General features: G+C 51.8%; 21 protein-coding genes. 4 read left to right on the top strand and 17 right to left on the bottom strand.

Annotation, left to right across the window (positions count from 1 at the left end; translation table 11 throughout):
• Positions 1 to 37: 37 nt before the first annotated feature.
• Positions 38 to 442 carry a YgaP family membrane protein gene (locus tag BMY09_RS06640; RefSeq protein WP_091355662.1) on the bottom strand — a complete coding sequence of 135 codons (405 nt, stop codon included), beginning with the start codon at positions 440 to 442 and terminating at the stop codon, positions 38 to 40.
• Positions 443 to 681: 239 nt separating this feature from the next.
• Between BMY09_RS06640 and BMY09_RS06635 the strand changes: the two genes are divergently transcribed.
• Positions 682 to 1,617 (top strand): universal stress protein, encoded by a 936-nt coding sequence (locus tag BMY09_RS06635; protein ID WP_091355659.1) that lies wholly within the window; start codon positions 682 to 684, stop codon positions 1,615 to 1,617.
• 107 nt (positions 1,618 to 1,724) lie between these two features.
• On the opposite strand, the gene xthA is transcribed toward BMY09_RS06635, so the two are convergent.
• The gene (gene xthA, locus BMY09_RS06630) at positions 1,725 to 2,534 is read right to left on the bottom strand and encodes an exodeoxyribonuclease III (protein WP_091355656.1); all 810 of its coding nucleotides are present in this window, start codon (positions 2,532 to 2,534) and stop codon (positions 1,725 to 1,727) included.
• Positions 2,535 to 2,764: 230 nt separating this feature from the next.
• Between xthA and gorA the strand changes: the two genes are divergently transcribed.
• Complete coding sequence (gorA, locus tag BMY09_RS06625; RefSeq protein ID WP_091355654.1) at positions 2,765 to 4,120, top strand: glutathione-disulfide reductase; 1,356 nt, start codon at positions 2,765 to 2,767, stop codon at positions 4,118 to 4,120.
• Between the two features lie 60 nt (positions 4,121 to 4,180).
• On the opposite strand, the gene BMY09_RS06620 is transcribed toward gorA, so the two are convergent.
• Complete coding sequence (locus BMY09_RS06620; protein ID WP_091355651.1) at positions 4,181 to 5,194, bottom strand: GGDEF domain-containing protein; 1,014 nt, start codon at positions 5,192 to 5,194, stop codon at positions 4,181 to 4,183.
• Between the two features lie 252 nt (positions 5,195 to 5,446).
• Here BMY09_RS06620 and BMY09_RS06615 point away from each other — a divergent pair, with 252 nt between their 5' ends.
• A complete protein-coding gene (locus BMY09_RS06615; RefSeq protein WP_091355648.1) occupies positions 5,447 to 7,105 on the top strand; it encodes a SulP family inorganic anion transporter in 1,659 nt (552 codons plus the stop codon).
• Here the strand turns inward: BMY09_RS06615 and BMY09_RS06610 are convergent.
• Positions 7,098 to 7,700, bottom strand: a complete 603-nt coding sequence (locus tag BMY09_RS06610; RefSeq protein ID WP_091355645.1) for a YigZ family protein — start codon at positions 7,698 to 7,700, stop codon at positions 7,098 to 7,100. The genes BMY09_RS06615 and BMY09_RS06610 overlap by 8 nt on opposite strands.
• Before the next feature lie 15 nt (positions 7,701 to 7,715).
• Positions 7,716 to 8,879 carry a cation diffusion facilitator family transporter gene (locus tag BMY09_RS06605; RefSeq protein WP_091355642.1) on the bottom strand — a complete coding sequence of 388 codons (1,164 nt, stop codon included), beginning with the start codon at positions 8,877 to 8,879 and terminating at the stop codon, positions 7,716 to 7,718.
• Positions 8,880 to 9,295: 416 nt separating this feature from the next.
• Here BMY09_RS06605 and BMY09_RS06600 point away from each other — a divergent pair, with 416 nt between their 5' ends.
• Positions 9,296 to 10,201, top strand: a complete 906-nt coding sequence (locus tag BMY09_RS06600) for a bile acid:sodium symporter family protein (protein WP_091355638.1) — start codon at positions 9,296 to 9,298, stop codon at positions 10,199 to 10,201.
• Here BMY09_RS06600 and queE read toward each other — a convergent pair.
• From queE to BMY09_RS06540, 12 genes are all read right to left on the bottom strand, one after another.
• The gene (gene queE, locus BMY09_RS06595; RefSeq protein WP_091356242.1) at positions 10,184 to 10,825 is read right to left on the bottom strand and encodes a 7-carboxy-7-deazaguanine synthase; all 642 of its coding nucleotides are present in this window, start codon (positions 10,823 to 10,825) and stop codon (positions 10,184 to 10,186) included. The two genes, BMY09_RS06600 and queE, sit on opposite strands and share 18 nt — an antisense overlap.
• Positions 10,826 to 10,965: 140 nt before the next feature.
• Positions 10,966 to 11,880, bottom strand: coding sequence for a recombination-associated protein RdgC (gene rdgC, locus BMY09_RS06590; RefSeq protein WP_091355636.1), 915 nt, complete (start codon positions 11,878 to 11,880; stop codon positions 10,966 to 10,968).
• 173 nt (positions 11,881 to 12,053) lie between these two features.
• Complete coding sequence (locus BMY09_RS06585; RefSeq protein WP_091355633.1) at positions 12,054 to 12,596, bottom strand: adenine phosphoribosyltransferase; 543 nt, start codon at positions 12,594 to 12,596, stop codon at positions 12,054 to 12,056.
• A 78-nt stretch (positions 12,597 to 12,674) separates the two neighbouring features.
• Positions 12,675 to 13,454 carry a fumarate/nitrate reduction transcriptional regulator Fnr gene (gene fnr, locus BMY09_RS06580; RefSeq protein WP_091355632.1) on the bottom strand — a complete coding sequence of 260 codons (780 nt, stop codon included), beginning with the start codon at positions 13,452 to 13,454 and terminating at the stop codon, positions 12,675 to 12,677.
• A gap of 87 nt (positions 13,455 to 13,541) precedes the next feature.
• Complete coding sequence (gene hemN / locus BMY09_RS06575) at positions 13,542 to 14,933, bottom strand: oxygen-independent coproporphyrinogen III oxidase (RefSeq protein WP_091355629.1); 1,392 nt, start codon at positions 14,931 to 14,933, stop codon at positions 13,542 to 13,544.
• Between the two features lie 67 nt (positions 14,934 to 15,000).
• Entirely contained in the window at positions 15,001 to 15,675 is a 675-nt protein-coding gene (locus BMY09_RS06570) for a sulfite exporter TauE/SafE family protein (protein WP_091355628.1), read from the bottom strand.
• Positions 15,672 to 15,866, bottom strand: coding sequence for a cbb3-type cytochrome oxidase assembly protein CcoS (ccoS, locus tag BMY09_RS06565; protein WP_091355625.1), 195 nt, complete (start codon positions 15,864 to 15,866; stop codon positions 15,672 to 15,674). Before ccoS ends, BMY09_RS06570 begins: the two co-directional genes overlap by 4 nt.
• A gap of 28 nt (positions 15,867 to 15,894) precedes the next feature.
• Positions 15,895 to 18,366: a heavy metal translocating P-type ATPase gene (locus BMY09_RS06560; protein WP_091355623.1), complete on the bottom strand. Its 2,472-nt coding sequence runs from the start codon at positions 18,364 to 18,366 to the stop codon at positions 15,895 to 15,897.
• Between the two features lie 6 nt (positions 18,367 to 18,372).
• Complete coding sequence (locus BMY09_RS06555) at positions 18,373 to 18,879, bottom strand: FixH family protein (RefSeq protein ID WP_091355620.1); 507 nt, start codon at positions 18,877 to 18,879, stop codon at positions 18,373 to 18,375.
• Positions 18,880 to 18,964: 85 nt separating this feature from the next.
• Entirely contained in the window at positions 18,965 to 20,380 is a 1,416-nt protein-coding gene (gene ccoG, locus BMY09_RS06550; RefSeq protein ID WP_091355617.1) for a cytochrome c oxidase accessory protein CcoG, read from the bottom strand.
• Positions 20,381 to 20,546: 166 nt separating this feature from the next.
• Positions 20,547 to 21,431, bottom strand: coding sequence for a cytochrome-c oxidase, cbb3-type subunit III (ccoP, locus tag BMY09_RS06545; RefSeq protein ID WP_091355614.1), 885 nt, complete (start codon positions 21,429 to 21,431; stop codon positions 20,547 to 20,549).
• Positions 21,428 to 21,616 (bottom strand): cbb3-type cytochrome oxidase subunit 3, encoded by a 189-nt coding sequence (locus tag BMY09_RS06540; protein WP_091355610.1) that lies wholly within the window; start codon positions 21,614 to 21,616, stop codon positions 21,428 to 21,430. The genes ccoP and BMY09_RS06540 overlap by 4 nt, the downstream gene beginning before the upstream one ends.
• Position 21,617 lies beyond the last annotated feature (1 nt).

The raw sequence follows: 21,617 nt of genomic DNA, 5'->3' as shown, positions 1-21,617 counted from the left end.
GGCGGCATTTATTGCGATGCTTAGTCAGATCTGTGCTTTACACCGCTTTTTTAAATCCCAGCAGTGATGCAACAGTGAATGCGGGACACCAGCCGCTAAAGGCCGACTGCAGCAGGCTGGCACCGACCACTGCTGTGATGTACAGCACCCATTGTGGCGCGGCGAAAAACATAAAGGCACTAACGGTAATCAGCACCGCTGCGCCAGCGATAATATGGACTCCCTGATGAACACTCATCCCGGTGGCGCAGGTTTGCTCTTTCAGCTTTAACATGCGAAATACCGTTATTGCCGGGCACCACTTGGTGAAGCCTGACTGAAGCAGGTTAAGGCCGACAAAGCCGGTGAGGTAATACCAGGCCGGGTTAACATAGGTTCCCAGGGCCAGGCTGATAAGAATTACAGAACCCGCCAGCAGGCGCAGAGCAGCATTAAGAGTCATGGAGTTAGCCTCATTGTTAATTCATGTGTCATAGCGGAGCAAGACATTTTGTATATTATATATTAGTAATATCTAATATGAAAGTTCTCAACTGATAGATGGCCACTGAAGGTCACAGGTCAGTATTCGTAGTCTGGTGGGGACGTGGTATTGCATATTTGCGGCAGATCAAATTATTGTATTGGCAAAATAGCGAGGCTGGCTCATGCTTAAAGGGTCACCAGTGAGGAGGATCTGTTGTGGATATTGGCAAAATTCTGGTCAATCTTGAGCATGGTAAAGATAGCAGCCTGATTCTGGAAAAAGCGCTCCGGCTGGCGGAGGGGAGTGGTGCTAAAGTGGAACTGTTCTGCTGCTGTTATAACGCATCACTGCGTAACAGCTATCTGCTCGATAAGGAGTCGCTGCTCAGAGCGGAACATGGTTATATGCATCGGGTCGAAGCCGAGCTGGAACAGCTGACCGGGCCCTTTGAAGAGCTGAACATTGAGATCGATCTTGACCTCTGCTGGCAACGCCATAAAGCTGAGGCGGTGGTACGAAAGGTGTTACGCTTTCAGCCCGATATTGTGCTTCATCCGATAGAGCAACACAGCCGTCTGGGGCACTATATTTTTGATCAGAGCGACTGGCAGCTGATCCGCGAGTGTCCCGTTCCGTTGTTACTGGTTAAGCAGAAAGCCTGGTCTGATGGTGGGCATGTGGCGGCAGCGGTGGACCCATTTCATGAATGCGACACTCCTGGAGTGTTAGATGTATCTATACTGGAGTGGGCGCGGCGCATGGTGCAGACCCTGGAAGGGGATCTGAAAGTGATGCACAGTTTTAATGTATTGCCTCACTCCGCTATTTTTGATGAGCATCTGGTGACCGATTTTGAAGGGATGCAGCGCAAGGTCAGGGCCGAACATGTGGCGGCACTGGGGGCGTTGCTGGAACCTTACGGGCTGACGACAGATAGCCCTGCGGTGACCCTGAAAGAGAAAGAGACCCATCAGGCGATTCTTGAATACGTAGATGAAGCACATATCGATATTCTGGTAGTAGGGGCTGTGGCGAGGGGATTACTGGACCGGATACTGGTGGGCAGCACTATTGAGCGGATTCTGGATCAGCTACATGCTGACCTGCTGGTGGTTAAACCGCCAGAGTTTGTCAGCTCTATTACCGAGTAAATATTAAGTCTGCCGCTAGCGAGGTAAACCCAGGACGCAGATGGAGGCATGCTGGTCAGGGCATGCCTCTGTTCAGAAAGACCTATTCAAATTAAAGCCGGTTGCTGTTAACTGAACTCCGCCCAGATCGGCGCATGGTCAGAAGGTTTCTCCATACCCCGGATATCATAGTCAATATTGGCATCGGTGCAGCGAAGGTAGAGTGATTCGGTGGCGAGTACCGCGTCGATACGCAGTCCCCGTTTGGGCTCCGCTTCGAAGCCGCGGCTGCGATAGTCAAACCAGCTGAACAGGTTATCAGTGTCTGGGTGGATCTTACGAAAAGTATCTTTCAGTCCCCAGCCCAGCAGGCGGGCCAGCCACTGACGCTCCTCCGGCTGGAAACTGGTTTTACCTGTTTTTAGCCAGCGTTTGCGGTTCACTTCACCGATACCGATATCGATATCCTCCGGAGAGATATTCAGATCGCCCATCACTACCAGCGGCTGAGAGGGATCACACTGTTGTTCCAGATAGTTCTGCAGATCGTTATAGTATTTGCGTTTGGCCGGGTATTTGGTTTCGTGGGCAATATTTTCCCCCTGAGGGAAATAGCCATTGAGCACTTTAATCCGCACCCCTTCGATATCGTATTCGCCGATGATCATCCGCTTTTGCGCCTCATCGTCGTCGTCGGGAAACCCTTTTTCCAGTCTGACCGGCGGTAACTTTGAAATCAGGCAAACGCCGTAGTGACCTTTCTGTCCGTGGTATTCAACATGATAGCCCAGTGCGCGGATCATCTCTTCAGGAAACTCCTCATCATGAACCTTGGTTTCCTGAATACCGATAACATCGGGCTGGTGCTTATCTATCAGCGCTTTAATCTGGTGAGGGCGGGCGCGCAGGCCATTGGTGTTAAACGAGATCAGTTTCATGATAAACCTAAAGACTATCTGATAAAGAGGAGTAGTGAGGCGCTTAACTTAACCTTCGCCCGGGCAAAGTGCAAATGTGACTGATTGAAAAACCCTATTACCGGTTTTGCCTATCTTTATTGGCATCCTAAGAGCACAACAGGTAGATTATGGCGCATAGTTTTATCTGACCGATCAGGTTTTCGGTTCAGTCTGTTTAGTTAATTGTTATCAGTGTTAAGGGGAATCCTGTGGCAGAGTTTGATTTTGACCTGTTTGTAATCGGTGCCGGTTCCGGTGGTGTGCGGGCTGGACGCATGGCAGCAGCAATGGGTGTCCGGGTGGGAATGGCCGAAGACCGTTATCTGGGCGGCACCTGTGTCAATGTTGGCTGCGTGCCAAAGAAACTGTTTGTCTATGGCTCCCATTTCAGTGAAGAGTTTGAAAATGCCGCAGGGTTTGGCTGGACGGTTGGGAAGTCCTCCTTTGACTGGCCAACCCTGAGAGATAATAAAACCAAAGAGATTGAACGGCTTAACGGAATTTACCGCAATATGTTGGTGAATTCCGGCGTCAATCTGCTGGATGGCCGGGCGCGAATCACCGGACCCAATACTGTTGAAGTGTCTGGCACACAGTACAGTGCTGAGCGTATTCTCATTGCTACCGGTGGCTGGCCCTATGTGCCGGAGTTTCCTGGCAACGAGCATGTGATCAGTTCCAATGAGGTATTCTATCTTGATCAGTTCCCCAAGCGGGCTATCGTGGTCGGCGGTGGTTATATCGCGGTTGAATTTGCCGGAATATTCGCCGGTCTTGGCGCTGAAACCTCGCTGATCTATCGTGGTGATCTGTTCCTGCGGGGCTTCGATCAGGAAGTCAGGGAGTTTACCGCCGACGAGGTGGCGAAGAAGAATATCAGTCTGCGCTTTAATAACAACATCGAAAAGATTGAGAAGCAGGCCGATGGCTCATTGCTGGCGTATCTGACCGATGGTTCAACGCTGGAAGCAGATACCATTATGTATGCCACTGGCCGGGTGCCTAATGTGATGGATCTGGGGCTGGAAAATATCAGTGTGGAACAGAAATCTAATGGGGCGATTGTTGTTAACGATCAGTTCCAGACCGCTGAACCGTCAGTCTATGCAATCGGTGACGTGATCGATCGGGTGCAGCTGACCCCTGTGGCACTGGCAGAAGGGATGGCGTTGGTGCGTAACCTGTATGCGGGTAAAAATCAGCAGGTTGATTATGATCTGATCGCCACAGCCGTGTTCTGTCAGCCCAATATTGGCACCGTTGGCTTATCCGAAGAAAAAAGTCGTGAACTCTATGACAATGTCGATGTCTATAAGTCTACGTTCAGAGCAATGAAGCATACGATTAGCGGCAGTGACGAAAAAACCTTTATGAAAATGCTGGTTGATCGTGACACCGATAAGGTGCTGGGGGTGCATATGGTTGGCCCCGATGCTGGCGAGATTATTCAGGGCATAGCTGTTGCTCTGAAAGCTGGCGCCACTAAAGCGGTGTTTGATTCCACTATTGGTATCCATCCGACTGCTGCCGAAGAGTTTGTAACAATGCGCGAACCAGCGAGTTAAGTGACCTTCATCGACTATTGCCCCGGCTGCTTGCAGACCGGGGATTTTTTTGTCTGCGAATTAATTTGCCAGTTGGACGTTATTGCGGCCCGCTTCCTTGGCCCGGTAAAGCGCGGCGTCAGCCCGGGCAATCAGATTTTCCGGTGTCTCGTCTGCCGCTAACCGGGCAACCCCAAAGGAGGCAGTAACCGAGCTGATAATCTCACCACTTTTCTTCTGTTTGATGCGGATGGCGGCAACTTTCTTACGTACTTTCTCTGCCAGTTTACAGGCATCAGGTTCTTTGATGCCGGGGAGTAGCATGGAAAACTCTTCACCGCCAAAGCGTACCGGAAGCAGAGGCTCTGAACACTCCTCTTTGATCAGTCTGGCCACATACTGCAGCACCTTATCACCCATCTGGTGGCCGTAGGTATCGTTAAACTTCTTGAAAAAATCGATATCCACCATAATCAGAGAAACATCTGGATGGGGTAGGGCTGCCAGTTGGCTGATCTCTGTATCAAATACTCTGCGGTTATACAGGCCGGTGAGCGGGTCGACCGTGGCCTCCTGTCGGGACTCGTGCAACTCTTTTTTCAGTTTGCTGATCTCGGCCTGGGCCTCATCAATTTTTTTCTGGAACTGGCGGGTGCTTTCGCTGATGGTTTCGGTATTGATGGTCAGGTTCTGGATGATTGTCTCCAGCCCCTCATCATCGTTTCTGTCTTTGAGTGCCGCCAGACTCTCCTGCAGTACTTCGTTATAGGCTTCGGTATCCTGAACGGTTGAAGAGGCTGAGCTTTCCAGATCCCCCATAACCGATAGCAGCGCCTGCTGAAACGTTGCGGCGTTATCAGCCTCATCCTTGATCAGAAAATCGCGGAACAACAGTTCACTGATTCTGTTTGGGCAGCAGCCATAGATCTCCAGCATTTTATCCATCTGCTGGTTGAGCGCCGGGATCGCTCCGGAAACATAAGCGTACCAGAGTGCGTAGTTTAAGGGAGTAGGGGGGGTGCTACTCTTGACCATCAGTGGAATCGCCTGGCGAAGATACTCTGTGGCTTGCTGGGGGTTATCTGCGAACTTCATAGAACCTTTTTCCTATTTCGCGAGACTGGATTCGAACGCGACAAAGAATAACATTATTTTTTCTATGGGTAGACCATTTGCTGTTCAACTTTATGCTGATTTGGAACAATTGTTTGAAAATAATGCTACACGCTGATTTATATGACTAATTGTTCATTGATTCAAGCCCGCAACTGGTGGATTGTTATAAGGTAGTTATGTATACCGATCTATCCAGACACGAATAAATATAAAACCTAGTCAGGATTTGAGATGTCGCTGATTCATGGATTGCACTTTCATAACATCAAAGGCGATCTGCTGGGGGGGCTAACTGCCGCAGTTGTCGCTTTGCCACTGGCGCTGGCATTTGGTGTCTCTTCAGGTGCCGGAGCTATTGCGGGTCTTTACGGGGCCATTTTTGTGGGGCTGTTTGCCGCACTGTTTGGCGGGACGCCCAGCCAGGTGTCGGGTCCTACCGGCCCGATGACCGTTGTTATGGCCTCGGTGTTCACCCAGTTTGTTGCGCTGGACCCCCAGAGTGGGCCGCTTTATGCCTTTACCGTGGTGATTCTGGGAGGGCTGCTGCAGACGTCGTTTGGTCTGTTGAAACTGGGTAAATATGTCACGCTGGTACCCTTCCCGGTGATCTCCGGGTTTATGACCGGTATCGGAATAATCATTATCCTGCTGCAACTGGGGCCGATGTTTGGGTTCCCGGCATCGGCCAGTGCCGGCGAGTCATTGCAGCAGATTCCCCATTATCTGACCCATGCTGATCCTGCTGCGCTGCTATTGGGTGGGGTGACGTTGGCGGTGGTGATCTTTTGTCCTAAAAAACTGGCGGCTGTGGTGCCACCAACCCTGCTTGCGCTGGTGCTTGGCACGGTTATCTATCAGCTGTTTCATGGTGATACCGATCTGGCCATTATTGGTCATATACCCACCGGGTTACCTGAGTTACTGCTGCCGCGGTTTTCGATGGATATTCTCAGCGATATGCTGTTTGCCGCACTGATGCTCGCGGTGCTGGGCTCGATCGATTCCCTGTTAACCTCGCTGGTGGCCGATAATATGACCAAAACCCAGCATGATTCTGATCGTGAGCTGATCGGCCAGGGGATCGGTAATATGGTGGCCGGACTGTTTGGTGGTTTACCCGGTGCCGGGGCGACGATGCGTACGGTGGTCAATATCAAAGCCGGCGGTAAAACACCCATTGCTGGCAGTGTTCATGCGGTTGTACTGGTGTTCGTGATACTCGGTGCCGCGCCCCTGGCGGAAAACATTCCCCATGCGGTACTGGCAGGCATCCTCATCAAAGTGGGGCTGGATATTATCGACTGGCGTTTTCTGATGCGGTTGCATCGGGCACCGCTGTTTGTTGCCAGTCTGATGCTGCTGGTACTGGTACTGACGGTGATGGTGGATCTGGTGACGGCGGTTTTTGCCGGGGTATTTATTGCTAACGTGGTGACGGTTAAGCGTCTGGCTGACCATCAGTTGGATAGCATCCGGGTGATTGACAGCCACGCAGGTAATGATGAGGGGTTGAGTAAACGGGAGCGCAAGCTACTAACTGAAACCCAGGGGCGCGTTATTCTCTATCAGTTTGATGGCCCGGTCAGCTATGCGGCGGCAAAAGGGTTATCTGGCAAACTGCAGGGGAGACACCCCCATGATGCTCTGCTGCTGGACTTTTCCAGAGTGCCATTGATCGACGTATCCACGGCGCTGGCGATTGAGGATATGATTATCGAGGCTCAGGAACTGGGGCGCGATGTTCATATGATCGGTCTGAACCCTATTGTGAAGGATATATTGAGCCGGCTGAAGATTCTCGGGCTGATTCCGGTGAGTTTTTGTCATGAGAGCCGCAGTAAAGCACTGGAAACCGCCTATGCGCTGGTGTTTCGGGATGAACTTAACTGATTGCCAGCGTGATCAGGTGTTGTAACGGAGTCAGGGCCTGTTGAAAGGCGGTCAACCGGTTGGCTTCTAGTTTGGCAATAACTTGCATCTCGGAAGCAAAGTGCCTCTGGCAGTCACTCAGGTTAAACTGGCTGATCAGTTGCTCCAGTTCTCCGGTCAGGTTGTAAGGGGCGGTCAGTGTGATGGTTAGGGTGGCGATCACCGCTTCGGTGGGTAGCGTTTGTAAGGCTTCCTGAACGCTTTGAGAGTAAGCCCGTGCCAGGCCACCGGTACCCAGCTTTACGCCACCAAAATAGCGCGTGACCACCGCACAGATATTGCCCAGATGACTATGGCGCAACACATTGAGCATCGGCTGCCCGGCAGTGCCTTTGGGTTCACCATCGTCACTGCAGTTCCATTGATGAGGGTCATCGGGAACCCCGGCAATATAGCTCCAGCAGTGGTGGTTGGCTTTCGGGTGACCGGCTCGTATCGACTCGATAAAGCGTAGTGCTTCCTCCCGGTCACCGACCGGCTGGATATCACAGATAAAGCGGCTTTTCCGGATCTCAAGTTCAGCGCTGTGGTGAGCGGCCGGGCGCAAGTAGTCCATCGGTCAGTCGGTTCGCTACAGTTTTGGAGGTTGGTATCCCTGCCACAGACGGATACTTCTGAACCATCTGTATTGCCGGAACAGCCTGTCCAGTTCTGTTTCCAGCTGCTTCATATCGATCTGCTGGTTAGTGGGGGTATCAAGCAGCATCAGTTCGATCTCAACTGAATCTCTGCGGTAATAGAGCGCCAGACGGCTGATCCCCAGTTGCGGGTGACCCGTTTGCTCAAGCAGTTCCCATAGGATGCCACTGATCTCGGTTCTGACGGGCAGGCTGGTTGAGTTATCAAACTCCTCTTCGTCATCGTAGGTATCGATATGGAAGATGATATGGCCGATATCTTCAAACTTTTTCATCAGCCTTAGCACCGCTTTATCACCGATATAGTGTCCTTCTGAGGCACTCAGGTGAGGGGCAACCTGCAGATGCATCTCCAGCAGGCTCTGGCTGCCCATACTGCGGCTTTTGAAACTGTGGACGCTGAGTATCCCCTCAACCCCCATAATGACGTCGGTATAGGCTTGCGTTTGTTCTTCCGGCAGGGCGGTATCCACCAGTTCCAGAATGCTTTTCCAGGTCAGGTCCCAGCCAACTTTCGCGATAATCAATGCTACTCCGATGGCGGCAACAGAATCCAGCCAGGCGAGGCCTGCCATCGCCCCGGCAACGCCGAAAAATACCACAATAGAGGAGAAAGCATCGGTTCGGCTATGCCAGGCATTGGCGATAATCAGGTCGGATTTGATCCGCTTACCGACGGTGAGTGTGTAGCGAAATATCGCCTCCTTCGCCAATACCGAGATTGCGGCGATCACCAGTGCGGGCCACTCTGGCAGCTGAACTACTTCGGCGCGGATCAGTGTCAGCAGGCTCTCATAGGCCATTGCACCGGCAACGGCGATCAGAATGCAGCCGAGAATTACGGTACCGATAGTTTCGAATCGTGCATGTCCCCAGGGATGCTCATCGTCTGGTTCCTGGTGGGAATACCTGATGATCCAGACCACCAGAAAATCGGTTAGCAGGTCTGAAAGCGAATGGATGCCGTCGGCGATCAGCGCACTGGAGTGAGACAGCATGCCGAAGACGATTTTAAGCACTCCGAGAACAGTATCGATAACTGAACCAATAATGGTAATGCGCTGGGCCTGTGACTGATTACTGCGGGTTTCTGACATGGTTCAAAAGAGTCCGGTTCTTTACGAGGTCGATATGTTAAGGGGAACCGATCGAATAGGCCAGTTGCAAGGCACTTTTTATAAATATTTTTTTCAAAAAACAGGTTGACTTTTATCAGTCACAGTAACGACGCGGAATTGAAACACTTCTTGGATAAGTTGGATAAATTATTAATTTGATTCAGATCAAAAGTTTATAAGTAATTGATAAATAACAATAAAAACATCTGTTCAAAAAATAACCATATTATAGGGATCGGTGAAAAACCGGGTCATCCGGAGGGGTAATGTGAGGGTACCCACAATGTTATCCACAACTTATGTGGGTAGATTGAGACAGCCCTTTAGTTCTCTGTTATCCGGCAGTTGTGTTAGGTGGTTCTGCACCCTACTATAGCCCTTTCTGAAACTATCTGATGGAGTCTTCCTGCATGGAGGGTGGCAATGCACTTTCGCTATTATTACCTATCGCGCTATTTATTATTATGCTGGGTATGGGGCTGACTCTCAGACCGGGTGACTTTTTTTCGCTGCGGCATCGGCCAGTGGCAATTATTACCGGCGTTGTGTTGCAGCTTCTGTTTCTGCCTTTACTCGCCTGGCTGGTGGTGACGGCTTTACACCTGCCTGCGATGCTGGCTGCGGGCCTGCTGATTGTCTCTTTTGCCCCCGGTGGGGCGACCTCGAATATGATTACCTACCTCTGTCGTGCTGATACTGCCCTGTCTATTTCGCTTACTGCGATCACCAGCCTTATCATCCCTTTTACGCTGCCGTGGTTTACCTGGATCACTCTGGAGCACTTTCTGGGCAGTGGCGTAATGGTACAGCTACCGCTGGTCAGCACCATTATGAAACTGGTGATGGTAACTCTGTTACCGGTTGCGATAGGGGTTGGTGTAAACCACCGCTGGCCACGGTTGTGCTATCAGCTTCAGCGGCCGATGAAAGTGGTCGCACTGGTCTTTATGTGTGTAGTGGTGCTGATGATAAGCTGGGCAAACCGTACAGCACTACCACAGCTAATGCCGTTGCTCAGTCCTGCAATTCTGTTGCTGGCCAGCAGTGCAATGGTGTTTGCGGTGCTGATCGCCCGTTATCTGTTGCGACTGAACACGGAAACTGCTTTGACGCTGGGTATTGAAACCGGGATCCAGAATGCCGGAACCGCATTGATGGTAACTGGTGCGATTTTACAACAACCGGAGATGTCACTGGCGGTACTGCTGTATGGCATCCTGATGCAGGTGCCGGCGGTTATGTTGGTTGTCTGGCGCAACAGCCCAGCGAGGCTGCGGGCTGTGTTAGTCAATGCCAAGTAATTTGTGGGTCTGAAGACTGAGTTTCCACTGGGGATTGGCGAGACAGTAACGAATACAGTCCTGGGTGTGGATGCGTTGCATGGGGCCGTCCATCGGTTGCAGATAGAAGTGTTTAAACGGCAGGTGTATAAACTGTTCTGGCTGTGCGAGGGGTTGCGGGTACACCAGTTTCAGCTCATCGCCACTCTGTTGAATAAGTGCAGCATCTGCTTTCGGACTGACGCAGATCCAGTCGACCGCTTCGGGGACCGGCAGGGTCCCATTGGTTTCTACCGCAACCTCGAAACCCTGTTGATGTAGCGCATCGATCAGCGGCTGGTCTAACTGCAGCAGGGGCTCACCGCCGGTACACACAACGTATGGACGCCCCTGGGTGGTTTCCTTACCCGTGGGCCAGAAACCTCTTATCGCGGCTACCAGGGCCTCAGCTGATTGAAATTTACCGCCATTCTGACCATCAGTGCCAATAAAGTCGGTATCGCAGAAATCACACACCGCTTTACTCCGGTCCTGCTCACGGCCAGACCAGAGGTTGCAGCCGGTGAAACGACAAAATACGGCTGGCCGTCCCGCCTGGGCACCTTCACCCTGAAGGGTATAGAACATCTCTTTGACACTGTAAATCTTACTCACTGAAGGGTCCTGATCTGCTGTATGGAGGGAGTCTGAGGGCTTCCCGGGTTTAAATTGTAATGTATCTGATTCAGCTGAGGGTAACGCCACTGCTTTCAGGGCAGTGGCGCTGGTTTTTCTCAGACGGTTGTTCAGGGACGCTGAGCTTCACCGCCAAACGCATCTATCAGAGCCGGAACAAGGCGGGTCAGCTCCAGTGACATCTGAACAAACTCTGCATCAAACTGGGCAAACGCCTCATCAGGGCTGTCCTGATCGAGTTTCTCTTTCAACTGGTCGGACAGTTTAATACGTTTAATGCACAGGTCATCCTGGAGTATAAAGTTGAGGCTTTCCTGCCATTCCAGTGCCAGTTTTACGACCCGCTTACCGGCCTCCAGGTGATGGCGAATTTCATCGCTGTCAAGATCCTGCCCTTTACAGCGAATGATACCGGTTTCTACTGCACTGTCCCGCAGTTCACACTCATCCAGTGGGGTAAGCCCGGTGTAACGCTCCTCAGGCTTCTCCAGCCAGTGAGACATGATGGCAGAGGGGGATTGGTTTACATCAGGCAGAACAACCGGCAGAGAGCCCAGCAGGCTGCGCAGATGGCTCAGCAGCTCTTCCGCCCGTTTATGGCTGCTGGCATCCACAATCAGCAGATTCTGCTGTGGTGCGATCAGCGCCCAGGTTGTCTGAAATTTACTGAACGCACGGGGTAGCAAGTCCAGCACAATCTCATCTTTAAGCTGGTCCTTTTCCTTCTTATAAACTTTCCGGGCCTGTTCATCTTCGATCAGTTTTACCCGGTTATCCAGTTGCTGACGGATAACCTGGGTGGGAATGATCTTGTCCTCTTTCTGCGCCGCGATCAGCATAAATCCGTTGCCGGCATGTACCAGCATGTCGGACAGCCCACTACTGGGGCTGACCCAGCCAAAACGGCTGAGTTCCTGGCTGCCGCAGGGGGTAAAGGCTTTTTCGCTGAGTTTCTCTTCAAGGGCTTCGGGGGTATAGCTGAACGGCTGTGTGAAACGGTAAACGATGGCATTTTTGAACCACATAAGATGAGCCCTTAATAACAGATAAAAAAAGAGAGGCTATTGTAAAGAGATATACGACGTGCGAACAGGATTGATCTGAAGTTATTCGTTGTCAGCGCAGCCAGGGGGAACCGGTTGTGTGACCAGCTCTGTTGTCAGCCGGGGACCCTGTTTGCAGAGTCCCCGACGGGAGATCACAGGCCTTCGTAGGCCAGCAGGGTGTATACCGGGATGCCTGCTTGTTGAATCAGTTCTGAGCCTTTGAGGTCGGGCAGATCGATCAGTGCAGCAGCTTCATAGACCTCGGCACCAAGCTCTTTAATAATCGTGCTGGCCGCAAGGATGGTGCCGCCGGTTGCGATCAGATCATCAAAGATCAGCACTTTATCGCCTTTGCTGACTGCATCAACCTGCATCTCCACTGCGGCAGTACCGTATTCAAGGGCGTATTCCCGATGAATAGTCTTGCCGGGAAGTTTGCCTTTCTTACGTACCAGTACCAGCGGAATATTCAGCTGGTAAGCCATAATGGAGCCGAACAGGAAGCCGCGGGCATCAATACTGGCGATATGCGTCACTTCGGTGTCGATGTAGCGCTGAATGAATGAGTCCGCAATCATCCGTAACGCTTTCGGGTCTTTAAACAGCGGGGTGATATCTCTGAACATTACTCCGGGTTCTGGCCAGTCCGGAATGGTGCGCATAACGGACTTGATATAACATTCATCGAAACTCATCAGGGGTTCCTTAAAACACTGGGACTATAAAAATAATACCCGCGCAGTGGGCGGGTATTTTTCAACTCAAACATAAGATCAGGATTGCGGGCAGGACTTGTCGTCGCAATATTCGGCATCCTCAGATTCGCCGGACAGGTTGTAGATCTCTTCCAGATTGCTCAGTTCGATCTCTTTACCATCAACCCGTACTAACTCCATTTTCTGGAAACGGGTAAAGATACGGCTGACCGTCTCAACCGCCAGACCAAGGTAGTTACCGATCTCATTACGTGACATCGACAGACGGAAATGGGTGGCTGAGTAACCGCGCGCTTTAAAGCGGGTGGATAGCTTGACCAGGAACGTCGCGACCCGCTGCTCTGCATTCTTCTTACTCAGGAGCAGCATCATCTGCTGATCATCACGGATCTCTTTACTCAGTGTCCGCAATATCTGACGGCGCAGTTCTGGCATCTGTCCGGACAGTTCATCGAGTCGTTCGAATGGAATTTCACAAACGGTTGTGGTTTCCAGCATTTTTGCTGAAACAGGATACTGTTCGCTATCAAAGCCACTCATGCCCACCATTTCACCGGGGAAGTAGAAGCCGGTAATCTGCTCCTCTCCCTCATTGGTGAGGGTGTATGTTTTTATCGTACCGGCACGAATCGCGTAGACAGAGGAGAAGGGCTCACCCTGATGGAATAGGTGCTCACCTTTTTTCAGCGGCCTGCTCTTATCGATAATATCGTCCAGCCGGTCCATCTCTGTCATATTCAGGGACACGGGTAAACATAATGAACTCAGGCTGCACGTGGAGCAATGAACCTGCCTCAAACTATGTAATTTCCCTTCAGATGCCTTATGGTTGCCCATAACTATGTCCTGTTTTCGTTATGTTGTTTGACTTTGCTTGTCAGTGATTATCTACTAAATCGTCAACAGGGTGAAGTATTTCCCGTATCAAATGATACGGGAATACCCTTTAGTCGGTGCCTGCTTGGGAATATAGGCGTCAAATGCCATGCAGATACGACGGATCAGCAGACGTCCGGCAGGGGTGACTTTGATACTGTTTTCAGTAAGTTGAATCAGACCGTCGCCAGTAAACCGCTCCAGTTCCTGTAACTCTTCGGCAAAATATTCAGAGAAACGGATATCAAACTGTTGCTCAATATCCGCCATATGCAGCTGGAAATGACAGATCAACTGGGTGATAACCGCCCGGCGGATGCGATCATCGCGGGTCAGGGTTACGCCGCGTTTGATGGCGTAGTGGTGATCTTCAACGGCTGCGGTGTAGGCCCCCATATCATGTTCATTCTGATAGTAAACATCACCAATCTGACTGATGGAAGAGACACCCATCGCCACCAGATCGCAATCACTGTGGGTTGTGTATCCCTGGAAATTACGGTGAAGCTTTCCGTTTTGTTGCGCCAGAGCCAGCTCATCGTCAGGTTTGGCAAAGTGATCCATACCGATATAAACATAGCCGGCACCACAGAGCTTGCTGATGGTGGTTTCCAGGATTGCCAGTTTGGTTTCCGGGCTGGGCAGGTCTTCAGCTTTGATATGACTCTGGGAACGGAAGCGATCCGGCATATGGGCATAGTTGAAGACAGAGAGCCGGTCAGGGCTCAGCTCGATAATAGTGTCCAGCGTTTTGACAAAGCTTTCCAGTGTCTGGTGCGGCAGGCCGTAGATCAGATCAATATTGATCGAACGGAACCCCAGCCGACGGGCTTCATGCAGCACATCGGCGATCTCTTCAACGGGCTGGACCCGGTTAACTGCCTGCTGAACCTTCAGCTCGATATCCTGAACCCCGAAACTGACCCGGTTAAAGCCGATCTCGCGTAGTACTTTAAGCATTTCATGATCAACTTCGCGGGGATCGATCTCGATAGAGTAGTCTCCGGAATCGTCATCCAGCAATTTGAAGTTCTGCCGCAGTTGCTGCATCACTTCAATCATCTGCTCGTTGCTGATAAAGGTCGGCGTGCCACCCCCGAAGTGAAGCTGTTCAACGGTACGGTCGTTGGCATACCACCCGGACAGTTGCGCCATCTCTTTATACAGGGTGTCGAGGTAGGGCTGAGCCTTTTTGCGGTTGCGGGTGATTACCTTGTTACAGGCGCAGTAATAGCAGACATGGGCGCAGAAGGGGATATGGACATACAGCGATAGCGGTGCACTGTTATCCGCAGTCTGCTGGCCTGTGTGTACCAGATCGGTCGCTGAAAGCTCTGGATCAAACTGGATTGCAGTCGGGTAAGAGGTATATCGGGGGCCGGACAGATCATAGCGGCGGATCAGATCGAGATCCCATTTAATCAGATTATTCTGCGTCACAACTTTTCTCACTTTAACTGCAAAGGTCCGATTATAGTGATTTTAACCGAACCGGTATTGATGTTTATCAAGCCAGACCTGATACCAGTCCCCGCCAGGGGATAGTGTACAGGCCGAAGGCTATAATCAGTAGCCCGGCGATTGTCTGAGCTTTACGGTTCCTCAATAACGTCTGAACCTGATTTGCCAGCAGCCCGGTGGCCAGCATCGCCGGAACCGTGCCCAGACCAAAACATGCCATCAACAGGGCTGAGGTTTTCCAGTCGCTGGCGGTGGCACTCCAGATCAGTGTGCTGTAAACCAGGCCGCAGGGTAGCCAGCCCCAGAGGGCTCCCAGTGCCAGAGACTGCAATGGATTGCTGACCGGTAATAACTTGCGGCTCAGGGGCTGGATATGCCGCCACAGCAGGTTTCCCTGTTTTTCTAAATAGGCCAGAGCCTTCCAGATCTGCGCGACGTAGAGTCCCATAAATATCAGGATGCTTCCCGCCAGAGTGCGCAAAATAAGTGATACCTCGGGCGAGCGGATTAACCAGCCAATGCTGCCAAGCAGAGCGCCAGCCAGCGAGTAGCTGGCGATACGACCAGCGTTGAAACCAAGCAGTAACAGCAGTGGCTGTTGGTTTTTCCGGTCGATACCCATTGCGACCGCGCTGGATATGCCGCCACACATACCCAGACAGTGGGCACTGCCCAGCAGCCCCAGAAGAAGTGCCGTGAAAGCAGAGAGCGACTCGGTCATTCAGGTTTTTCTGCCGGTTTAGGCGGCTTGGCGTCGTCGGGAATCAGATGCTCATCGTCGTCATACAGAATGCTGTGGGCGGGTGATTCAAGATCATCTAACTGACCATTGTTGACCGACCAGAAAAAGCCCCAGATCGCAATTCCCGCAAGGATGATAGCGATAGGGATAAGCAGGTAGATAATTGACATAGCAATACTTCATTCAGGTTTAATATGACTATTCTAACCGATCAGCCCGGTCAAGTTTAGTCAGGCGCAGGGCATTACCTACCACTACGAGTGAACTGACGGACATTCCGATTGCCGCCATCCATGGGGCGATCATCCCGGCGGCAGCCAGCGGCAGGGCGATCAGATTATAGAGAATCGCCCAGCCAAGGTTCTGGCGGATATTCGCGCGGGTGCGCCTGGCCAGCCGTAGCGCCTGTGGCAGGCGCACCAGTTCACTGGAGATCAGCACCGCATCGGCATTGGTTTTAGCCAGGTCGGTGGCTGAGCCCATGGCGATCGACGTCTGGGCTCCGGCCAGCACCGGGATATCGTTGATTCCGTCACCCACCATGATCAGTTGAGCACCATTATCCTGCAGCTGCTGAATATGCTGTAGTTTCTGTTCCGGGCTGACTCCGGAGATCACGGCATCGATTTTAAGTTGTCGGGCGATATGCTTAACGGCAGCGGAGCTGTCGCCTGTCAGCATCTGCACCTCAAGGCCCATGCTTTGTAACTGTTGCACCATGTTAGCCGCTTGTTTGCGGGCTGGGTCATTGAGGCCAAACCAGGCTAGCGGTTCGGTTTCACTGGCGAGCAGAAGCCACTGTCCCTCGGTGTCCGGTGCATCGGTGAAATCCAGCTGCTGGCTGCATAGCTGCGTAGCGAAAGCGGGTTTCCCGATAAAATAGCGTTTTCCGGCAATACTGCCTTCCAGCCCCTGGCCCACATGATTTTTGAGTTGATCGGCGGCAATCACCTGGTGTTTCTGGCTGAGACGGTGGAACGCTTTGGCGATCGGGTGCTCAGAGTGAACCTCCAGGGCGGCGGCAATATCCAGGCACTCCTGTGCAGTCATTTTTGCAAGGGGGGTGGTGTTATGCAGCGACAGATTGCCCTCGGTCAGGGTGCCGGTTTTATCGAACACAATATGGGTTGCCCTGGCAAGACTTTCGAGCACATGGCCCCGGGTGATGAGTAAGCCGTGCTGTCGCAGTGTGCCGGTGGCTGCCGTTAAGGCTGTCGGTGTTGCCAGTGACAGTGCGCATGGACAGGTAATAACCAGCACTGAGAGCGTGACCCAAAAAGCATGGTCTGGGTTTATCTGCCACCAGACCAGTCCGACGGTGGCAGCAACGATCAGTACAGCGGTGACAAAATATCCCGATACGGTATCTGCCAGTCGGGCAACCCTGGGTTTCTCTTCATGGGCCCGTTCCAGTAGTCGAACAATGGAGGAGAGCTGAGAACTGGCTCCGACCTGAGTCACCTCCAGATCGATCGGGTTTTCGACATTGATAGTGCCGCCCACCACTTTATCACCCTCGCGCTTGGTCAGGGGGAGATACTCCCCGGTCAGGGCTGATTCATCGATACTGCTACTGCCCTTAACAATTACGCCATCGGCGGGGATGGTATGTCCCGGCTTGACCAGAATACGGTTGCCCTGTTGCAGTTCATTGGCGGCAACAATTTTCTCGCCACCGTCGTCGGTATAGAGAATGGCACTGGCGGGCAGCAGGTTGAGCAGTGCGTTGCCTGCTTTTCCGGTTCGGTGGCGTGCTTTCATCTCGAGAAAACGGCCGATCAGCAGAAAAAAGGTGAACATACTGACAGAGTCATAGTAGACCTCGCCGCTGGCGGTGACGGTTGCCCAGATGCTGGCAATGTAGGCACCGCCGATGGCGATAGAAACCGGCAGATCCATTGTCAGGTGGCGGGTGCGGAGGTCTCGCAGAGCCGCCTGAAAGAATGGTCTTGAGGCATAAAAAACCACCGGGGTGGCTAATACCAGGCTGGCCCAGCGGATGAAGTTTTCATAATCGGTTTCCAGGCTGGCACCGGCACCAGTGTAGAGTGCAACGGCGAGCATCATTATCTGCATAGTGAAGACACCGGCAATGCCCAGCCTGCGCATGGCTCGCTTGGTCTCCTGCTCCAGCAGTTGCTCCTCTTTGTCCGGGTGATAGGGGTGTCCCTGATAGCCGATACTGTGCATCGCGATAAAGATGTCACTGAGATGGATCTTCTGTTCATCCCACTGCACCCGGGCGCGGTGGTTTGTCAGGTTGACGCTGGCCGCTATAACGCCCTCGAGTGAACTGATATGGTGCTCAAGCAGCCAGACACAGGCAGCGCAGGTTATCCCTTCGATTACCAGTGTTGCCTGCCGGCTGCCGTCGGCCAGCTCGGCAACAAAGTGGCTCTGCACACTGTGGTGGTCATACAGCTCGAACTCGGCCCGTAACTGTTCACTGGCGCTGATGGATTCTGGGGATGCTGCTTCAGAGGTGCGGTGCTTATAGTAGTTTTCCAGACCTCCGTCCGCTATCACCTGCGCGACCGCCTGACAGCCCGGACAACACATCTGCCGCGGCTGGCCACCGATAACCGTATAAAACTCGCTGCCCGCCGGAATATCCAGGCCGCAGTGAAAACAGCCACTTTCCTGGTGCAGACTACCTTCAGAGGCATTCATCACAGGTTACTGAGTACCCAATATGAAAATTTGTTGATCGTACGGGGGTTCAGCCTCATTGATCAGTTGCCAGTCTTTGCTCTCAGGACTGATGATCAGCTTTCTGTTGCCTTTGAGAGTGTTGTTCAGCTCACCGGCATAATGGCCCGGTTTAAGTTGATGCAGGGGGATAATAATATCCAGGCTGGCCTTGGTTGGGTGACCAATGGTCAGCAGCAACTGCTCAGGCAGGGGCTTATTTTGTGCGCTGATCAGCTCCAGATTGATGTCGTTGGTCAGTGTGTCGAATTTAAGCTTGCCACTCAGACCCAACAGGCGCGCAGCTTCTTTAAGACGGTTATCCTCATGGAACGATTTGGCCTTTTTGGTATATTCCTCAAGCACAACACCATCATTAGTGACGATCGATGCGGTGATGTAGATGGCGGAGTAGAGCACAGTAGCAATCAGCGGGGCCAGAATAAACCACAGCCAGGGTTGCTTAAACCAGGGTCCGATTTGTTGATCAGTCATATGTTTCCTTAAAAAAGAAATAGCTGCTCGGAAGTGAATCCGGCAGCTATTCTAACTCAGTCAAATGGGGGAGGGTAGGCTTAGCTTAGCGTTTCACTGGGCCAATAAAGCGATTATCCTCTTCCACCAAAATGCTCTTATCATCCAGCGCCTGAACTTTGAAGGTAATATCGTAGTTCGGACGTTCAAGGAAGCGAGGGTCTGCCTGCAGACTGATTGGATGGTCCAGCAGTTCGCCTGAACGGATCAGCACTTCGCTGTCACCCGCCATTTTGATCCCCTCTACACCTGTCACTTCGATACTGAAGCGATGGTCGATCTGCGATTTATTGGCGAGTTTGAGAGTATAAACGTTTTCAATCATGCCGTTTGACGCTTCGACGTAGAGTTGACCCCGGTCACGAATTATATCAACTTCAAGCGGTACCCTGCTGTACAGGGTGTAGCTGAAAGCAATAAACATAGCGCAGATGGCGATAAAATAACCGATCAGGCGTGGCCGGAGAATATGCGTTTTGCCTCCCTTGAGCGCATGTTCTGTCGTATAACGAATCAGGCCCCGCTCATATCCCATACGGTCCATGATATCGTCGCAGACATCAACACAGGCGCCACAGGCAACACACTCATATTGCAGTCCATCACGGATATCGATCCCCACCGGGCAGACATGAACACAGTTATCACAATCGATACAGTCACCCAGTCCCTGAGATTTGTAGTCAACGCCTTTTTTCCGTTTGCCGCGATTTTCACCGCGGATGTCATCATAGGATATGATCAGAGTGTCCTGATCAAACATAACGCTCTGGAAGCGGGCGTAAGGGCACATGTAGATACACACCTGCTCACGCATCCAGCCCGCATTGGCGTAAGTGGCGACAGTCAGGAAGCCGATCCACCAGGTTTCCCAGGGGCCAAGGTGCCAGGAGATAACGGAGGGAACCAGTTCGCGAATCGGAGTGAAATAGCCGACAAACGCGATAGCAGACGCGGCAGCGATGATCAGCCATATCGCATGCTTAGCTGCTTTGCGGGCGATCTTTTCTCCGCTCCAGCCAGCTTTATCCATACGCATTCTCTGGTTGCGATCACCCTCTGTGACCCGCTCAGCCCAGATAAAAAACCAGGTCCAGACAAATTGGGGGCAGGCATAGCCGCACCAGAGCCGGCCGGCAAACACGGTGACAAAGAACAGAGTGAAGGCAAGAATTATCAGCAGCCAGGAGAGAAGCATGAAATCCTGGGGCCAGAAGGTGAAACCAAATACATGGAATTGACGGCTTGGCAGATCAAATAGAACAGCCTGATGGCCATCCCATTGAATCCAGGAGAAACCGTAAAACATTACCAGCATCATAAAGCCGGAGATAGTTCGAAAGTTCTTAAAGAACCCTTTGTAGTACTTTACATAGATATGCTCACGTTTAGCATACAGGTCGTAATTTTCATCGCCTTTATTGCCTTTTGGAGTCACATCCTTAACTGGTATTTGATTCATACCATTCCTCACCATCAAGTAGTCGAAATACCAACACCAAAACCGTCTGAACTATGGTTTATTAGTGAATTTGAATATTATACCCGGTTTAATGCAGTATTTAAGCGGTAGTACAAAAAAAGGCGATATGATTTGCATCATATCGCCTTTTTTATTGATCTGAACCTTACTTGTTAGAGAGGCTGTATACGTAAGCGGCGATCAGAGTGATCTTGTCATCGCTTAGCAGATCTTTGTGTGCTGGCATAACACCGTTACGACCGGTACGGATTGTGTGGCTGATCTGCTCGAAAGAGCCGCCATACAACCAGGTGTTGTCGGTCAGGTTTGGTGCGCCCAGAGCCTGGGTTCCCTTACCATCAGCGCCGTGACATGCAGTACACAGAGCCTGGAACTGTTGCTTACCGCGCGCAGCCATATCAGCATCGTGCTCTGCACCGCTCAGTGACAATACGTAGCTTGTCACATCACGTACACCCTCTTCACCCAGTACCGGACCCCAGGCTGGCATAGCCCCCTGGCGACCGTTGGTGATAGTCTGCTTGATAGTGGCAGGAGCGCCACCGTACAGCCAGTCACTGTCGGTCAGGTTAGGGAAGCCGTGAGCACCGGCACCGGTAGCGCCGTGACACAGAGAGCAGTTGTTAGCAAACATCCGCTGACCAATTTTCAGGCCGTCAGGCTGGTTCTGCAGGTCTTCAACAGACATGGCAGCGTATTTAGCAAAAACAGGCTTGTAAACCTCTTCAGCGTGCGCCATCTCTTCTTCATATTGACCTATAGAAGTCCAGCCGTAAAAACCTTTTACGTTAGCCAGGCCGTAAAGACCCAGATAGGCAATACCGAAGATAACAGTGGCCACAAACATCTGAAACCACCAGCCCGGAAGTGGGTTGTCATACTCTTCGATACCGTCGAAAGAATGCCCCAGAGTTTCCTCTGTAGCTTCCTTGTGTGGTTCGCTCTTACGCGTGGCAAGCAGCAACCAGGAACAACCCAGAATCACTGCCAGGGTAATTGCCCATACCCATGCGTTCCAAAAAGCACTCATTTTTCATTTCTCCCGTCATTGGTCTCATCTGCATTTGCAGGCCCCTCATCCTCATCGGCAAAGGGCAGTTGTGATGCCTCATCAAATCGCTTGCGGTTACCCGGTAAAAGCACCCAGATAAACAGCGCGATAAAGGTGATAATCATCACTGCGGGCAGATATGGACCATAAACTTCGTAGCTCACT

This window comes from Amphritea atlantica (assembly GCF_900111095.1).
GTDB lineage: Bacteria > Pseudomonadota > Gammaproteobacteria > Pseudomonadales > Balneatricaceae > Amphritea > Amphritea atlantica.
The sequence above is the reverse complement of the archived record's forward strand: the minus strand, read 5'-3'. Positions and strand labels throughout refer to the sequence as shown.

What these genes read in the sequence shown, in the direction of transcription:
- rdgC (WP_091355636.1), bottom strand. Translation starts at nt 11,880, where the DNA reads ATGTGGTTCAAAAATGCCATCGTTTACCGTTTCACACAGCCGTTCAGC.
- ccoP (WP_091355614.1), bottom strand. Translation starts at nt 21,431, where the DNA reads ATGAGTGCTTTTTGGAACGCATGGGTATGGGCAATTACCCTGGCAGTG.
- BMY09_RS06610 (WP_091355645.1), bottom strand. Translation starts at nt 7,700, where the DNA reads ATGGACTACTTGCGCCCGGCCGCTCACCACAGCGCTGAACTTGAGATC.
- BMY09_RS06605 (WP_091355642.1), bottom strand. Translation starts at nt 8,879, where the DNA reads ATGTCAGAAACCCGCAGTAATCAGTCACAGGCCCAGCGCATTACCATT.
- BMY09_RS06570 (WP_091355628.1), bottom strand. Translation starts at nt 15,675, where the DNA reads ATGACCGAGTCGCTCTCTGCTTTCACGGCACTTCTTCTGGGGCTGCTG.
- BMY09_RS06640 (WP_091355662.1), bottom strand. Translation starts at nt 442, where the DNA reads ATGACTCTTAATGCTGCTCTGCGCCTGCTGGCGGGTTCTGTAATTCTT.
- xthA (WP_091355656.1), bottom strand. Translation starts at nt 2,534, where the DNA reads ATGAAACTGATCTCGTTTAACACCAATGGCCTGCGCGCCCGCCCTCAC.
- ccoG (WP_091355617.1), bottom strand. Translation starts at nt 20,380, where the DNA reads ATGAATCAAATACCAGTTAAGGATGTGACTCCAAAAGGCAATAAAGGC.
- BMY09_RS06560 (WP_091355623.1), bottom strand. Translation starts at nt 18,366, where the DNA reads ATGAATGCCTCTGAAGGTAGTCTGCACCAGGAAAGTGGCTGTTTTCAC.
- BMY09_RS06555 (WP_091355620.1), bottom strand. Translation starts at nt 18,879, where the DNA reads ATGACTGATCAACAAATCGGACCCTGGTTTAAGCAACCCTGGCTGTGG.
- BMY09_RS06600 (WP_091355638.1), top strand. Translation starts at nt 9,296, where the DNA reads ATGGAGTCTTCCTGCATGGAGGGTGGCAATGCACTTTCGCTATTATTA.
- ccoS (WP_091355625.1), bottom strand. Translation starts at nt 15,866, where the DNA reads ATGTCAATTATCTACCTGCTTATCCCTATCGCTATCATCCTTGCGGGA.
- BMY09_RS06585 (WP_091355633.1), bottom strand. Translation starts at nt 12,596, where the DNA reads ATGAGTTTCGATGAATGTTATATCAAGTCCGTTATGCGCACCATTCCG.
- BMY09_RS06620 (WP_091355651.1), bottom strand. Translation starts at nt 5,194, where the DNA reads ATGAAGTTCGCAGATAACCCCCAGCAAGCCACAGAGTATCTTCGCCAG.
- BMY09_RS06615 (WP_091355648.1), top strand. Translation starts at nt 5,447, where the DNA reads ATGTCGCTGATTCATGGATTGCACTTTCATAACATCAAAGGCGATCTG.
- fnr (WP_091355632.1), bottom strand. Translation starts at nt 13,454, where the DNA reads ATGGGCAACCATAAGGCATCTGAAGGGAAATTACATAGTTTGAGGCAG.